Below are 16,187 nucleotides of genomic sequence, written 5' to 3'. Positions count from 1 at the left end.
TTCGGTTCGGGGGGCGTCCGATCCCGGTGAGGCGCCCGGCCCGGCGGGGCGTCGGGTCCGGCGGGGCGTCGGGTCTGGCGGGGCGTCCGGTCTGGCGAGGTCGTGCCGAGCGGCACCCGCAGACCCGCACACCAGCGGCGGCACACGAAGAGGCGCCCGGTCCGGAGAACCCCGGCCGGGCGCCTCTTCCTTGCCCTGCGCCCTATGCCCTATGCCCTACCCGCCTCGCCCTACGCCTCGATTGCCTGCTTGGGCGGCCCGGTGAACAGCGCCGACGCCAACTGCGCCCGGTCGTTGACGCCGACCTTGCGATACATGCGCGTCAGATGCTGCTCCACCGTGCTCACCGTGATGTACAGCAGCTTGGCGATCTCACTGTTCGTATGGCCCAGCGCCACCAGGTCGGCGACCCGCTGCTCCGCGTCCGTGAGCACCGCCGTCGGACCCTTGGACTCGGTGTCGGGCCGGTCCCGGTCCGCCGGAAGAAGCCTGCTCAGCGGCTCCGCCTGGCACTTGTCCGCGATGATCTTCGCCTGGGAGCCGATCACCCGGGCCCGTCGCGTCTCGCCGACGGCGTTGTACGTGTCGGTGAGGTCGGCCAGCGCGCGAGCCAACTCGTAACGGTCCCCGCTCTCCTGGAGCGCGTCGACGGCCTGCCGCAGCAAGGAGAGACGCCTGCGGGGCTCATGCGTCCCCGCCAGCAGCCGCAGCGTCGCCCCGCGCGTGCGCGGCGAACCGCTCTGCTCGCTGCGCCGCAACTGCTCCTCCAGGAGGCCGCGGGCACGATCCGGCTCGCCCATCCGCAGCCACGCCTCGCCGACGTCGTTGCGCCACGCGATCAGACCCGGCACGTCCACACCCCACCGGGCCATCAGCTCACCGCAGCCGAGGAAGTCCGAAAGCGCGCCTTCCCAGTCCTGGACGGCCATGCTGTACCGCCCCCGAGCGTGCAGATAGTGCAGTCCGGCACGGCTCTGGAGCAGCGTCTCGGGGATCGGCAGATACAGCAGCTCCGCGGCCTCGTCCTCCCGGCCCATCGAGGCGAGCGCGATCAGCAGGCTGGCCAGCGGTGAGCCCACCGCCACCCCCCACTCGCCGATCGGCACGACGTCGAACGAGGCGGTCGCGTGCTCGACGGCGCCCGGCAGGTCACCGAGCCGGATACAGATCTCCGCCCGCAACGCGTGCAGCCGGGCCGCACTGCCCGGCTCGCCCCGCTCCTGCGCCGCCGCGATCAGCTCGTCGCAGTGCGGCAGCGCCAGCGTGGGCTGCTCGGCGTACGTCAAAGCGAGCAGCGCGCACTCGATGGTGTCCAGGTCGGTGCCGTGCAACCGGCTCCCGTGCAGGATCCGTTCGGCCTTGGGCACCGTACGCTCCGAAGGACCCTGGGTCAGCACCGACTCCAGCACGGTCGCCGCGTCGTAGCGGCGGCGGCTCTCGGTCGTGGAGGGCGTGCGGTGCAGTTCCCCGTCGTCCTCCACGGCGTCCGGCAGCAGACCCAGCAGCGGGGCGTACGAGCAGCGCATCCACCGCCGGGCGGCGCGCAGCTCCATCGTGGTGGTGGGGGCGGCGGCCTGCCCCGAGCCGGGCAGATGCCGCAACGCCTCGGTGGCTGCCTCGAACCGGCCGCTCCACAGCAGCACCCTGACCACGCCGAGCGTCTCGCCGCCGCCCAGATGGCCGCCGCGCACCGCTTGCAGCAGGGCGGTGATCTGAGGTTCGGAGACACCGCCGCCCATCCGGCGCTCCGCCTGGAGCAACGCGGCCCTGATCCGGGCCAGTTCGTTCTCGTCCTCGCTCAATGTGCAGGCCAGGCGCAGATATTCGACGGCGGTGGCGCCCCGCCCCTCGGTCAGCGCCTGTGAGGCGGCCGCGTCGAGCACGGGCACCGCCCAGGGCGCCCGCACCCCCTGGCCCGCCAGCAGGTGCTCGGCGATCGCGGACGCCGGACCGGACTGCGCGTACATCAGTTCCGCCGCGTCCCGGTGCAAGGCCGCCGTGGCCTCGGGGCCGACGTCCGCCAGGACCGCCGACGCCGCCGAGGGATGCCGGAACCGACCCTGTTCGAGCAGACCGGAGGCGTCGAGCACGGCGAGACACTGCGCCACCTCACCGGCCTCCAGGCCCAGCAGCCGGGCGATCGGCTCCGGCTTCCCGAGCACGGCCAGCGCCTGCGCCACCCGCGCCGCGAGCGCCGGGCCGCGGTGCAGACACGACAGCATCGCCCGCCGGTAGCCCGCGGACGCCAGGGCCGACGAGAGCGACGCGGGCGCGGCGCGCTGGACGTCGTCGAGAACGCCGTCGAGGAGCAGTGGATTGCCGCCGCTCACCCGCAGCGCCCAGGCCGCCACCCGCTCCGCGCTCTCCGGGCCGAGCCGGGCCGCCGCAGCTTCGCGCACCTGCTCCAGGTCGAGCGGCGTCAGGCGGACGCCGTGGGCGTGCGGCAGCCGCAGCAGCTGCTCGACGAAGCCGGCGCACCGGTCCCCGGGAAGAAAGCTGTGGCTGAAGACCGCGAGCAGCGGGGTGCTGTGCATCCGGCGGGTGAGATAGGCGAGACAGGCCAGCGAGGCGGCGTCGGCGTGGTGGATGTCGTCGACCACGATGGCCAGCGGCCGGGGCCCGGCCAGGCCGAGCAGGATCGCGCACAGGGACTGCACGATCTGGGCGTCCACCGCGGACAGCTTCGTCGGCGGTCCGCCCGGCGAGGCCGTCATATGGGCCCGGCCGATCGCGAGCAGCTGGTTCACCTGGTCACCGACCGGGGCCGACAGCGCGGCCTCCTCGAGCAGTTGGGCGACCACGCCCAGCAGTATGCCCTCCTCGGACTCGGACGCCACGGCGGTCAGCACCACGCCGTCGGCGGCCCGCACCTGCTGCGCGAACCCCGCTAACAACGTTGTCTTTCCCATGGCCACCGAGCCGCTGATCACGGCGATGCCGCTGTCACAGGCCGGCGCACCGTCGAGGAGACCGGTCAGTAAGGCGGTCGCTTCGGAACGCTCGCCCGCGCTCACGGTCCGGTCTCATCGCGGACGGCGGCGACCCACGCGGGGCGACGGCACGGCCGTCGACACAGGTGCGGATCCGGTCTCGCGAAGGAGGTGGGATGAGGCTGACGGCGGTTGATGGTCTTCATTTGTGCTCTCCTTCACGCCAGTGACGGGGAGACGTAAACGCCGACCGCGTCGCGAGTCGCATCGAGATCACGGATGCGGGCAGGCGCAGGGGGCCGCTCGCTGCCTCGGCGTTGAGACAGCGTTGTGGTTGTTGGGATTGGTTGAACCACACTAGCAGGGGGCCCGGGGCCGTTCGAGGCTCCTTCGCACACGACCGGGTGTCGCTCAAGGGAGCAACCCCGCCATTTCCGGGGACACGGCGGAAGTCGACCCCCAGATCCGGCTTCCGTGCAGGTCAGCGGCGTACCAGGGGTCGGCAGGGGTGCGAACAGGGGTGGCGTCCGCGCGGTAGGTGATCGAACACTGAGTCGTGGATGAGACCGGCGTCCCCGGTCCGGCCGCGACGACCCGAGCCGCTGATCCCGTGCGACGCGAGCTCGCGATCCTTCCGCCGCGCCCGCACCTTCGCCGCCGCACCGCCGCACCGCTCGGAAGGAGTCCGCGTGCCCGACGAGGTGACCCGCAAGGCCCTGGCGCTCGAGTACTGCCGCCGGATGAACGCCGGCGACGTGGACGGCGTCCTCGAACTGTTCGCCCCCGACGTGGTGTTCGAGGACCCGGTCGGCTCCGGCGAACAGGTGGGCCTCGAAGCGCTCCGCGCGCACATCACCCGGGCCCTCGTCGACGACCGCGCCCAGGAACGCCCCGGCACTCCGGTGGCCGCGCACGACGGGGAGACCGTGGTCCTTCCGGCCACCGTCGAACTGAGCCCCCGCAGCTACCCCAAGCGGATCGAGATCTCGATCATCGGGATCGTGCGCTTCCGGGAGGACGGCCTGGTGCGGGAGTTGCGCGCGCTGTGGGGCGACACGGACATGAAGGTCCTCGACTGACTGCCCCACTGACCGACCGACTGACACACCCACCCGACTGACCGACCGACTGTGTGACTGAGTGAGCGACTGACTGACCCGACCGCCGGAAGACCGCGACACCGCGACACCGCGACACCACGCCGACAGGAAGGAACACGCCATGACCGAGGTTCCGGCCGGGGCCCGACCGTTGCCCACCACCCGCACGACGCCGCTGGACCCGCCGCCGGAACTGCTGGAGCGTCAGCAGCAGTGCCCCGTCGACCGGCTGCGCTACCCCGACGGCAGCGAGGGCTGGCTCATCACCGGCTACGACCAGGTCCGCGCAGCCCTGGCCGACCCCCGCTTCAGCTCGCAGAAGTACCTGCTGCGCTCGCCGATCCAGCCGCAGGAACCCACCCCGGCCGCGCCCGGCTTCTTCGTCTACACCGACCCGCCCGAGCACACCAAGTACCGCCGCCTGCTCACCGGCCTGTTCACCCTGCGCCGGATGACCCAACTCGCCGAGCGCGTGCAGGAGATCGCCGCGGACGCCCTGGACGCCATGGAGGAGACCGGCCCGCCGGTCGACCTGGTGCCCGCCTTCGCACTGGCCCTCCCGTCGCTGGTGATCTGCGAACTCCTCGGCGTCCCCTACGAGGATCGAGAGGTCTTCCAGCACAACTCCACCGTCATCCAGGACATCAACACCCCGCTCGACCAGGCGTACGCCGCCCTCGACGCGATGCAGAAATACCTCAGCGGCCTGGTCGAACGACGCCGCGGCCCCGACCCCTCCGAAGACATCCTCGGCGGCCTGGCCGCACACGAGGAACTGACCGTCGAGGAGGTCACCAACATCTGCTTCCTGCTGCTGGCGGCAGGACACGAGACCACCGCCAACATGCTCTCCCTCGGCACCTACGCCCTGCTCACCAACCCCGACCAGCTCGCGATGCTGCGCTCCGGCGAGACCACGATGGACAGCGCCGTCGAGGAGCTGATGCGCTATCTGACGGTCAACCACTACGGCCCGATCCGCGGCATCCTGGAGGACTTCGAGTTCGAGGGCTGCCCGATGAAGTCCGGCGAGACGGTCACCCTGTCGGCCTTCGCGGCGAACCGGGACCCCAAGCACTTCGCCGACCCCGACCGCCTCGACTTCGCCCGCGGCGGCCGCGGCCAGCTCTCCTTCGGACACGGCATCCACCAGTGCATCGGCCAGCAACTGGCCCGGATCGAGATGCGGATCGGCTTCCAGGCCCTCTTCGACCGCTTCCCCGAACTGCGCCTGGCCGTACCGAAGGAAGAGGTCCGGATGCGGGACACCATGCTGATCTACGGCGTCAGCTCGATGCCGGTCGCCTGGTAGCGCGGCCGATGCGTGTCGACGTCGACCGCGACCGCTGCTGCGGCGCCGGGATGTGCGCCCTGGAGGCGCCCGCCGTGTTCGACCAGGACGAGACCGACGGCCTGGTCGTCCTGATCCTGCCTGACCCGCCGAGCGCACTGTACGACCGCGTCCGCGACGCGGCCCGATCCTGCCCGTCGGGCGCGGTCAAGCTCCTCGAATGACCCCGGGCAGCGATGACGAAAGTGATCGGCAAGCACCTTCGGGGCGACCCGAGGGCTCCGCCGCGGCCACCGCCGCGACCGGCTGAGAACCGAAGGGTTGGACATGGCACGTGGGGACCGCTCCGGCATCGACCCGTCCACGCACCGGGCCTCCGGTCCGGCCCGCCACGAGCCGATCGCCGTCATCGGCATGTCATGCCGACTGCCCGGGGTGAACGACCCGTCGGACTTCTGGCGGCTCCTGCGCGACGGCGCCCACACCGTCGCGCCGCCCGCAGCGGACCGCCCGGGCATCGGCGGCGTCTCGGGCCAGGGCTCCTTCCTTGCCTCGGTCGACGGCTTCGACCCCGCCTTCTTCGGCATCTCGGGGCGCGAGGCCGCCGCCATGGACCCCCACCAGCGACTGATGCTGGAGCTGAGCTGGGAGGCACTGGAGGACGCGGGCACCGTGCCCGCCACCCTCGCCGGCACCCGCACCGGAGTGTTCGTCGGCGCCTTCTCCGACGACTACTCGCTGCTGCTCCAGGCCGACGGCCCCGAGGCGGTGACCGCCCACAGCACCACCGGCCTGCACCGCAGCATCATCGCCAACCGCGTCTCCTACTTCCTGCGCGCCGGCGGCCCCAGCCTGACCGTCGACACGGGCCAGTCCTCCTCCCTGGTCGCCGTCCACATGGCCTGCGAGAGCCTGCGCTCCGGCGAGTCCGAGACGGCCCTGGCCGGAGGCGTGAACCTGGTCCTGACCCCGCAGTCCACCGCCCGCATGGAGCGCTTCGGCGCACTGTCCCCGGACGCCCGCTGCTACACCTTCGACGCCAGGGCCAACGGCTACGTACGCGGCGAGGGCGGCGCCGTGGTGGTGCTCAAGCCGCTGCGCCGCGCCCTCGCGGACGGCGACCGCGTCCACTGCGTCCTGCGCGGCAGCGCCGTCAACAACGACGGCGGCGGCGAGACGCTGACCGCACCCAGCGCCGCCGCCCAGCAGGACGTGCTGCGCCGGGCGTACGCACAGGCGGACGTGGACCCGGCCGGTGTCGGCTACGTCGAACTGCACGGCACCGGCACCCGGCTCGGTGACCCGGTCGAGGCCACCGCACTGGGCGCCGTCCTCGGCGCAGCCCGGGACGCCGACCGGCCGCTGCCGGTGGGCTCCGCGAAGACCAACGTCGGACACCTGGAGGCGGCGGCCGGGGTGATCGGCCTGATCAAGGCCGCCCTGGCGGTCTCCCGCAGGGAGATCCCGGCAAGCCTCAACTACGAGCAGCCGCACCCCGACATCCCGCTGACCGAACTGCGCCTGAGGGTGCAGACCGAGCTGACCGAGTGGCCTGCCGCGGGAGACCCTGACGGGCCACGAATCGCAGGCGTCAGCTCGTTCGGCATGGGCGGGACCAACTGCCACATCGTGGTGGCCGAAGCCGAAGCCGAAGCCGAAGCCGAAACCGAGGCTGAGGCCGTTGCCGTTGCCGTTGGAGGTGCCGGGACCGGGAGTGAAGCGCCGTCGCCCAGGGCGCTTCCGCTCCCCTTGCTCCTCTCCGGTCACACGGACCGGGCACTGCGAGCCCAGGCCGCCCGGCTCGCCCGGTTCGTCACCGACCGGCCGGAACTCGGTCTGCCCGACCTGGCCCACTCGCTCCTGACGGCACGCTCCCCACTCGCCCACCGCAGTGTGGTGATCGCCGCGGACCGAGCCGAACTGGTCGACGGCCTGAGCGCGCTCGCCGCCGGAGAACCCGCCCCGGGCGTGGTGACCGGAGCGTCCCGAGCCGACGGCCGGACGGTGCTCGTGTTCCCCGGCCAGGGCTCGCAGTGGCTCGGCATGGCCGCAGGCCTGCTGGACTCCGCCCCCGTCTTCGCCGAGCGGATCGCCGCCTGCGAGACGGCACTCGCGCCGCACGTCGACTGGTCGTTGACCGACGTCCTGCGCTCGGAGTCCGAGGAGTGGCTCGACCGAGTCGACGTCGTACAGCCCGTGCTCTGGGCGGTGATGGTCTCGCTCGCCGGGCTCTGGGAGTCCTTCGGTGTGCGGCCCGCCGCCGTGGTGGGCCACTCCCAGGGCGAGATCGCGGCCGCGTGCGTCGCCGGGGCGCTCTCGCTGGAGGACGGCGCGAAGGTCGTCGCGCTGCGCAGCCGGGCCATCCTCGCCCTGGCCGGCCGGGGCGGAATGGCATCGGTCGGCGTCTCCGTCGACCGGATCGCCGAGCTGATCGCACCGTTCAGGAAGCGGCTGTCGGTCGCCGCGGTCAACAGCCCGGCGTCCGTCGTCGTCTCCGGCGAGCAGGGCGCGCTGGACGAACTCCTCGCCATCTGCGAAGCACAGGGCACCTGGGCCCGGCGCGTCGCCGTCGACTACGCCTCCCACTCCACCCAGATCACCCGGCTCCGCAAGTCCCTGGTGCGCGCCCTGGCCGGCATCGAGCCGCGTCCGTCCCGGATCCCCTTCTGCTCGTCGGTGACCGGCGCGCTGCTGGACACCACCGCCCTCGACGCCGAGTACTGGTACACCAACCTGCGCCAGACCGTCCGCTTCGAGGACGCCGTACGGACCCTCCTCGACCAGGGCCACGACGTCTTCGTCGAGTCCAGCGCCCACCCCGTCCTGATCACCGGCATCCTGGAGACGATCGAGGACGCCGGGGCGGACGCCGACGCGTTCGGAACGCTGCGCCGCCACCAGGGCGGCTTCGACTGCTTCCGCACGGCGCTGGCCGAAGCGCACGTCCGCGGAGTCACCGTCGACTGGCAGCAGGCACTGCCGGCCGGGGCACACCGGGTCGACCTGCCCACGTACGCGTTCCAGCGCGAACGCCACTGGCTGGGCAGCACGCCCGACGCGTCCACCGCCGACACCGGCCGGGAACGCTCCGTCCTGGCCGGTCGCCTCGTCGGACTGTCCCGGGAGGAGCGCGAGCAGGCCGTCCGCGATCTGACGTTCGCGCACGCGGCGACGGTCCTGGGCCGCGCCGTACTCAGCCCCGCCGACGGCGAGCAGACGTTCAAGGACCTGGGCCTGGACTCGCCGAGCGCCGTCGAGTTCCGCAACCGGATCAACACCGACACCGGTCTCCACCTGCCGACCACGCTCGCCTACGACCACCCGACCCCGATCGCCGTCGCAGGGCACCTCGCCGAGCTGCTCGTCGACACAGGCGTCGCCCGACCCGCGACGGAACCGACCGCTCTGCCGTCCGCGAGCACCCGGTCGGCCGACGACGACCCGATCGCCATCGTCGGCATGGCCTGCCGACTGCCCGGCGGCATCGGCTCGCCCGAGGAGCTGTGGCGCCTGGTGGCCGCGGGCGGCGACGCCATCGTGCCGTTCCCCGACGACCGCGGCTGGGACCTGGAGGGGCTGTACGCCCCAGACCACGCCCCCGGATCCGGCCCCGGCTCCGGCTCTGGCTCTGGCTTCGGCACAGGATCCGGCTCCGACTCCGGGAAATCGGGCACCAGTTACACCCGGCACGGCGGATTCCTGTCCGGCGTCGCCGGCTTCGACGCGGGCTTCTTCGGGATCTCGCCGCGTGAGGCGCTGGCCATGGATCCGCAGCAGCGGTTGCTGTTGGAGACGTCGTGGGAGGCGTTCGAGCGGGCCGGGATCGATCCGGCCGGGCTGCGCGGCAGCCGGACCGGCGTGTTCGTCGGCGCGATGAACACGGACTACGGTGTGCGGCTCGACGAGAGCGCGGGCGGCTCCGAGGGCTACCTGCTCACCGGCACCACCGGCAGCGTCGTCTCCGGCCGACTGGCCTACACGTTCGGCTTCGAGGGCCCCGCGGTGACGGTGGACACGGCCTGCTCGTCGTCCCTGGTGGGCCTGCACCTCGCCGTCCAGGCGCTCCGCGGCGGCGAGTGCTCACTGGCGCTGGCCGGCGGCGTGACGGTGATGTCCACCCCCGGCATGTTCGTCGAGTTCAGCCGCCAGCGCGGTCTGTCGGCGGACGGGCGCTGCAAGGCGTTCTCGGCCGCGGCGGACGGGACGGGCTGGTCGGAGGGCGTCGGCGTGCTGCTGGTGGAGCGGCTGTCGGATGCGCGGCGGCACGGTCACCGGGTGCTCGCGACGGTGCGGGGTACGGCGGTGAATCAGGACGGCGCGAGCAACGGACTGACGGCCCCGAACGGTCCGTCGCAGCAGCGGGTGATCCGGCAGGCGCTGGCGAGTGCCGGTCTGTCGGGCGCGGACGTGGACGCCGTGGAGGCGCACGGGACGGGTACGACGCTCGGCGATCCGATCGAGGCGCAGGCGATCATCGCGACCTATGGGCAGGAGCGCGGCGCTGAACGACCGCTGTTTGTAGGGTCGTTGAAGTCGAACATCGGTCATGCGCAGGCCGCCGCCGGTGTGGCGGGCGTCATCAAGATGGTGATGGCGATGCGCGAGGGCGTGTTGCCACAGACCCTGCACGTCAGCGAACCGTCCCCGCACGTGGACTGGTCGGCGGGGGCGGTGGAACTGCTCACCGAGGCGAGGGAGTGGCCGGACGCGGGCCGTCCGCGGCGGGCGGGCGTCTCGTCCTTCGGGATCAGCGGGACCAACGCCCACGTGATCATCGAGCAGATGGAACCGCAGCCCGCGCCCGCCGAGCCCACACCCATGGACCCGTCGGATGCCCTGCTCCCGTTCTTCGTCTCCGGCCGGAGCGAGTCCGGCTTGCGAGCACAGGCGGCACGACTGTCCCAGTTCGTGCGGGACGAGCCCGACCTTCCCTTGACGGCGGTGGCGTCGGCGCTGGTGGCATCGCGGTCGGCGTTGGAGCACCGGGGTGTCGTGCTGGCGGCGGGTCGGGGTGAGCTGGCGGCTGGGCTGACGGCGTTGGGGGCGGGGGAGTCTGCGGCGGGGGTGGCGCGGGGGGTTGCTCCTGTCGGACGCCGGGTGGCGTTCGTGTTTCCGGGGCAGGGGTCGCAGTGGGTGGGGATGGCGGCGGAGTTGTTGGAGTCGTCGTCGGTGTTCGCCGGGCGGTTGGGGGAGTGTGAGGAGGCGCTTGCGCCGTTCGTGGACTGGTCGTTGATGGATGTTCTGCGTTCTGGGTCGGATGACTGGTTGGGTCGCGTCGATGTGGTGCAGCCGGTGTTGTGGGCGGTGATGGTGTCGCTGGCGGCCCTGTGGCGGTCGGTGGGTGTGGAGCCGGCCGCGGTGATCGGTCACTCCCAGGGGGAGATCGCGGCGGCCTGCGTGGCGGGGGCGCTGTCGTTGGGGGATGCGGCGAAGGTCGTGGCCTTGCGGAGTCGCGCGATTCTGGAGTTGGCCGGGTCGGGCGGTATGGCGTCGGTGTCGTTGCCGGTGGTGGGTGTGGAGGAGTTGCTGGCGGAGTTCGACGGTCGGGTGTCGGTGGCGGCGGTGAACGGTCCGTCGTCGGTGACGGTCGCGGGTGAGAGCGCTGCGCTGGACGAGCTGCTCGCGGCCTGTGAGGCCCGGGGTGTGTGGGCGCGGCGGGTGCCGGTGGACTACGCCTCGCACTCCGCCCAGGTGGAGTCGATCCGCGACCGGCTCCTGACGGACCTGGCGGGCATCGAGCCGACGGCGGCGACGGTCCCGTTCTACTCGACGGTGACGGCCGGGCGGTTGGAGACGACCGCTCTGGACGCCGAGTACTGGTACACGAATCTGCGGCAGACGGTCCGCTTCGAAGACACCGTGCGCCTGCTGCTGGCGCAGGGTTTCGACGCGTTCGTCGAGGCCAGCGCCCACCCCGTGTTGACGACGCCGATCGAGAGCACGGTCGAGGCGGTGGAGGCCGATGCGGTGGTGTTGGGCACGTTGCGTCGGGGCGAGGGCGGTCCGGACCGCTTCACCGCCGCACTCGCCGAGGCATACGTCAACGGCCTCTCCGTCGACTGGTCGTCGCTCCTGGGTGATGGTGCTGCCGGTGCCGTCGACCTGCCGACCTACGCCTTCCAGCACCAGCGGTACTGGCTGGAGCGTACGGCTCCGGTCGGGGACGCGCGTGGGCTGGGGCTGGCCGAGGCGGGCCATCCGCTGCTGGGCGCGGCCGTGGAACTCGGTGGCGGGCAGGGGGTCGTACTGACGGGACGGCTGTCGCTGTCCGCGCACCCCTGGCTGGGGGATCACCGGGTGGCCGGGACCGTCCTGCTGCCGGGCGCGGCGTTCGTGGAGCTGGCGGTACGCGCCGGCGACGAGGTGGGGTGCGGACGAGTCGACGAACTCGCCCTGGAAGCACCGTTGGTGCTGCCCGAGCACGGCGGAGTGCAGCTCCAGGTCGTGGTCGGTGCGGCCGAGCCCGACGGGTCCCGGACGGTCAGCGTGTTCTCACGGGACGCCGACGAATCGGCAGGCCCTGGCTGGACTCGGCACGCTGCCGGAGCCCTCTCCGAGCACGACTCCGCACTCGATGCATTCGATGCACTCGATTCCACGGGGCATGCGTCCTTCGCCGCGGGAGCCTGGCCGCCGCCCGGTGCGGAGCCGGTGGACCTCGATACGTTCTACCCGGACCTGCTGCGGACCGGGTACGGGTACGGAGCCGCGTTCCAGGGGCTGCGTGCGGCCTGGCGCGCCGGTGACGAACTGTTCGCCGAGGTTGCGCTGCCCGAGGACCTGGTGCAGAGCGCGGCCCGCTTCGGGCTGCACCCCGCGTTGCTGGACGCCGCGCTGCACGCCGTTCTTCCGCAGCGCGGGGAAGGCACGGCGGACGAGGTGCGTCTGCCGTTCGTCTTCAAGGGGCTGACCCTTCACGCCGGTGCCGCCTCTCAGCTACGGGTGCGACTGTCGCCCGTCGGTCCGGACGCGGTCCGCCTCACGCTGGCCGACGCGGCGGGGCAGCCGGTGGCGTCCGTCGACTCGTTGACCCTGCGCCCGATCGCCGCCGAAGCGCTCGGCGCAGCGCGCCCGAGTACGGCGGACGGCATGTTCCGCGTCCAGTGGATTCCGGCCCGCCCGATCGGCGCGGCCTTCACCGGTCGTGTCGAGACGCTGGACCCGAGGAACTCCGACCTGGACGCGGTGGCCGAAGCCGGCGTACCCGAGGCGGTCGTCCTGCCCTGCCCCCTCGAACCGGGACCGCGGCACGACCACGCCTCCTCGGTCCACCGGACGGTGGCCGGTGTGCTGGCCGTGGTGCGTGAGTGGTTGGGCGACGACCGATTCGCCGGCTCGCGGTTGGTCGTGGTGACCCGGGGCGCCGTCGGCACGGGCACCGGCACCGGCACCGGACTGCCGGGGCTGGACGCCGCCGCTGTCTGGGGCTTGGTGCGGTCGGCCGCGACGGAGCACCCGGACCGTCTGGTGCTGGTGGACGTCGACGAGGACGACTGGACCGCCGCTGTGTCGCAGGCTCTGGCGGCAGGCGAGCGGGAAGTGGCGGTACGCGACGGGGAGTTGCTGGTGCCCCGGCTCGTGCGGCACGCCGCTGATGGCGAGGAGGTGTCGTTCGGTGACGGCACGGTGCTGATCACCGGTGGCACGGGGACGTTGGGCAGGTTGATCGCCCGTCATCTCGTCTCCCGGCATGGTGTGCGCAGCCTGGTGCTGCTCAGCCGTCGGGGCCAGGATGCGCCGGGCGTGGGCGAGTTGACGCAGGAGCTTGCCGGGTTGGGCGCGTCGGTGGTGGTGGAGGCGGGTGACGCTGCCGACCGGGAGGTGCTGTCCGGTGTCGTGGAGCGGGTCAGGGGCTCGTTGAACGGTGTCGTGCATGCCGCCGGTCTGCTCGACGACGGTCTGGTGGCGGCCATGACAGCTGAGCGGCTGCACAGTGTGTTGCGGGCGAAGGTGGACGGCGCCGTCAACCTCCATGAGCTGACGCGTGATCTGGACCTCGCCGCGTTTGTGCTGTTCTCCTCCGTCTCGGGGATCCTCGGCGGCCCCGGGCAGGCGAACTACGCGGCGGCCAACACCTACTTGGACGCGCTCGCGCAGGTCCGCCGTGCCGACGGACTGCCCGCCACCTCCATCGCCTGGGGACTGTGGGCCGAGGCGAGCGGGATGACCGGTGCCATGAGCACGGTCGACCGGCAGCGGATGAGCCGGCTCGGCGTCGGGCAACTCGCCTCGGAGCAGGGCCTGCACCTCTTCGACGCGGCACTCGCCTCCGCCGAACCGCTGCTGGTGCCCGTTGCGTTGGACCTTCCCGCCCTCCGCGTTCGCGCCGGGGAAGGCGCGCTGACCGGGATGCTCAGCGGTGTCGTCCCCACACCGCCGCGCCGCACCGCGAGCAGCGCGCCCGCGGCCGCCGGACAGGAGCGATCCGCTCTCGTGGAGAGGCTGGCCACGGGGTCGGCGGCGGAGCGGGAACGCGCTCTGGCGGACGCGGTCCGCGAACAGGTGGCGGCCGTCCTCGGCCTGTCCACGGGCGATGACGTCGACCTGTCCGCCACGTTCAAGTCCCTCGGCTTCGACTCCCTCACCGGACTCGACCTGCGCAACCGGCTGAACACGGCGACCGGACTGCGACTGCCCGCCACGCTCGTCTTCGACCACCCGACGCCGACCGCGCTGCTCCGCACGGTCCGTCAGGAACTTCTCGGCGCACAGGACGACGAGACGACGCCTCCCGCCGCCGGCCCCGGAGCGGGGGCGGACGACGAACCGATCGCGATCGTCGGCATGGCGTGCCGCTACCCCGGCGGAGTGGAGTCGCCCGAGGACCTCTGGCGCCTGGTCGCCGACGGTCGGGACGCCGTCTCGCCGTTCCCCGCCAACCGCGGTTGGGATCTGGAAGGCCTGTACGACCCCGACCCCGCGGTCTCCGGGAAGAGCTACACCCGCGAGGGCGGGTTCCTGCACGACGCGGGCGACTTCGACGCCGGATTCTTCGAGATCTCGCCCCGCGAGGCGCTGGCGATGGACCCGCAGCAGCGGCTGCTCCTCGAGACCTCCTGGCAGGTGCTGGAGCGGGCCGGGATCGACCCGGCCACCCTGCGCGGCAGTCGGACCGGTGTGTTCGTCGGCGTGATGTACCACGACTACGCGTCGGGCATGCAGAAGGTGCCCGAGGGCGTCGACGGCTACCTGCTGATGGGCAACACCGGCAGCGCCGCCTCGGGCCGACTCTCCTACTCCTTCGGCTTCGAGGGCCCCGCGGTCACGGTGGACACCGCGTGCTCCTCCTCCTTGGTGGGCCTTCACCTGGCGGTACAGGCGTTGCGCAGCGGCGAGTGCTCGCTCGCGCTGGCCGGCGGTGTGACGGTGATGTCGACGCCGGAGGTCTTCGTCGAGTTCAGCCGCCAGCGCGGTCTGTCGGCGGACGGGCGCTGCAAGGCGTTCTCGGCCGCGGCGGACGGGACGGGCTGGTCGGAGGGCGTCGGCGTCCTGTTGGTGGAGAGGCTGTCCGATGCGCGGCGCAACGGCCATCGTGTGCTGGCGACCGTGCGGGGTACGGCGGTGAACCAGGACGGCGCGAGCAATGGCCTGACCGCGCCGAACGGGCCCTCCCAGCAGCGGGTGATCCGGCAGGCGCTGGCGAGTGCCGGTCTGTCGGCCGCGGACGTGGACGCCGTGGAGGCGCACGGGACGGGTACGACGCTCGGCGATCCGATCGAGGCGCAGGCGATCATCGCGACCTATGGGCAGGAGCGGGGCGCTGGTGAACGTCCGTTGTATCTGGGGTCGTTGAAGTCGAACATCGGTCATGCGCAGGCCGCTGCGGGGGTGGCGGGCGTCATCAAGATGGTGATGGCGATGCGCGAGGGCGTGTTGCCGCAGACGTTGCACGTCGACGCGCCGTCCCCGCATGTGGACTGGTCGGCGGGTGCGGTGGAGTTGTTGACCGAGGCGCGGGAGTGGCCGGACACCGGCCGTCCGCGGCGGGTGGGTGTCTCGTCCTTCGGTGCGAGCGGGACCAATGCGCACGTCGTCCTGGAGCAGGGAACCGACGGCACCGACCCGGTGCTCACGGAGACCGGCGACGGCACGAGTGGCGCAGCGCGCGTCCTGCCCTGGCTGCTCTCGGCGAAGTCGGACGACGCGCTCCGGGCTCAGGCGGCCGCCCTGTCCGCGTTCCTGCGCGACCGCCCCGAAGCCGATCTCACCGCTGTCGCCTCGGCGCTGGCCACCTCACGGGCGGCTCTCGACGAGCGTGCCGCGGTGATCGGTTCCTCACGCACGGCCCTGCTGGCCGGACTCGACGCGCTCGCCACCGGCGAACCCGGCACGGGCGTCGTACGCGCGTCGGTCCTCGGGTCGGGAGACCTCGCCTTCCTGTTCAGCGGTCAGGGGAGTCAGCGGGTCGGGATGGGGCGTGAGCTGTATGACGCCTTCCCGGTGTTCGCGGCGGCGTTCGACGCGGCGGTGTTCGAGCTGGACCGGCAGTTGGCGGGGCATGTCACGCACTCGGTGCGGGATGTGGTGTTCGGCGCGGAGGGTGCGGAGGGTGCCGAGGCCGCGGCGGGCATGGCGGGGCTGCTGGACGAGACGGTGTTCACGCAGGCGGGGCTGTTCGCCGTCGAAGTGGCGCTGTTCCGTCTCCTGGAGTCCCTCGGCGTGCGGCCGGACTTCCTCCTCGGTCACTCGATCGGCGAGCTTGCGGCGGCACATGTGGCGGGGGTGTGGTCACTGGCCGACGCCGCTGTAGTGGTCGGGGCCCGGGGCCGGTTGATGCAGGCGCTGCCGACGGGTGGCGCGATGGTGGCGATACAGGCCGACGAGGACGAGGTCCGCACGGTCCTGGACGATGTCCCCGCAGCCTGT

General features: G+C 72.4%; 5 protein-coding genes. 4 read left to right on the top strand and 1 reads right to left on the bottom strand.

All coding sequences use genetic code 11. The annotated features are described in order from the left end of the window. Positions 1–230: 230 nt before the first annotated feature. Entirely contained in the window at positions 231–3,014 is a 2,784-nt protein-coding gene (locus ACWD4O_RS45995) for an AAA family ATPase (protein ID WP_451289059.1), read from the bottom strand. A 605-nt stretch (positions 3,015–3,619) separates the two neighbouring features. On the opposite strand from ACWD4O_RS45995, the gene ACWD4O_RS45990 reads away from it, so the two are divergent. The 4 genes from ACWD4O_RS45990 to ACWD4O_RS45975 form a co-directional block, all read left to right on the top strand. After that, complete coding sequence (locus ACWD4O_RS45990) at positions 3,620–4,009, top strand: nuclear transport factor 2 family protein (protein ID WP_351920761.1); 390 nt, start codon at positions 3,620–3,622, stop codon at positions 4,007–4,009. A gap of 142 nt (positions 4,010–4,151) precedes the next feature. After that, positions 4,152–5,342: a cytochrome P450 gene (locus ACWD4O_RS45985; RefSeq protein WP_451289058.1), complete on the top strand. Its 1,191-nt coding sequence runs from the start codon at positions 4,152–4,154 to the stop codon at positions 5,340–5,342. Positions 5,343–5,350: 8 nt separating this feature from the next. Further along, on the top strand, positions 5,351–5,545 hold the full coding sequence (locus ACWD4O_RS45980; protein WP_451289057.1) for a ferredoxin: 195 nt from the start codon (positions 5,351–5,353) through the stop codon (positions 5,543–5,545). A 103-nt stretch (positions 5,546–5,648) separates the two neighbouring features. Beyond that, on the top strand, positions 5,649–16,187 hold a 10,539-nt coding region (locus ACWD4O_RS45975; RefSeq protein WP_451289056.1), incomplete at its 3' end, for a type I polyketide synthase.

Source organism: Streptomyces sp. NPDC002623 (assembly GCF_053592635.1).
Note: the sequence above shows the minus strand (reverse complement) of the source record. Positions and strands in the feature narration are given on the sequence as shown.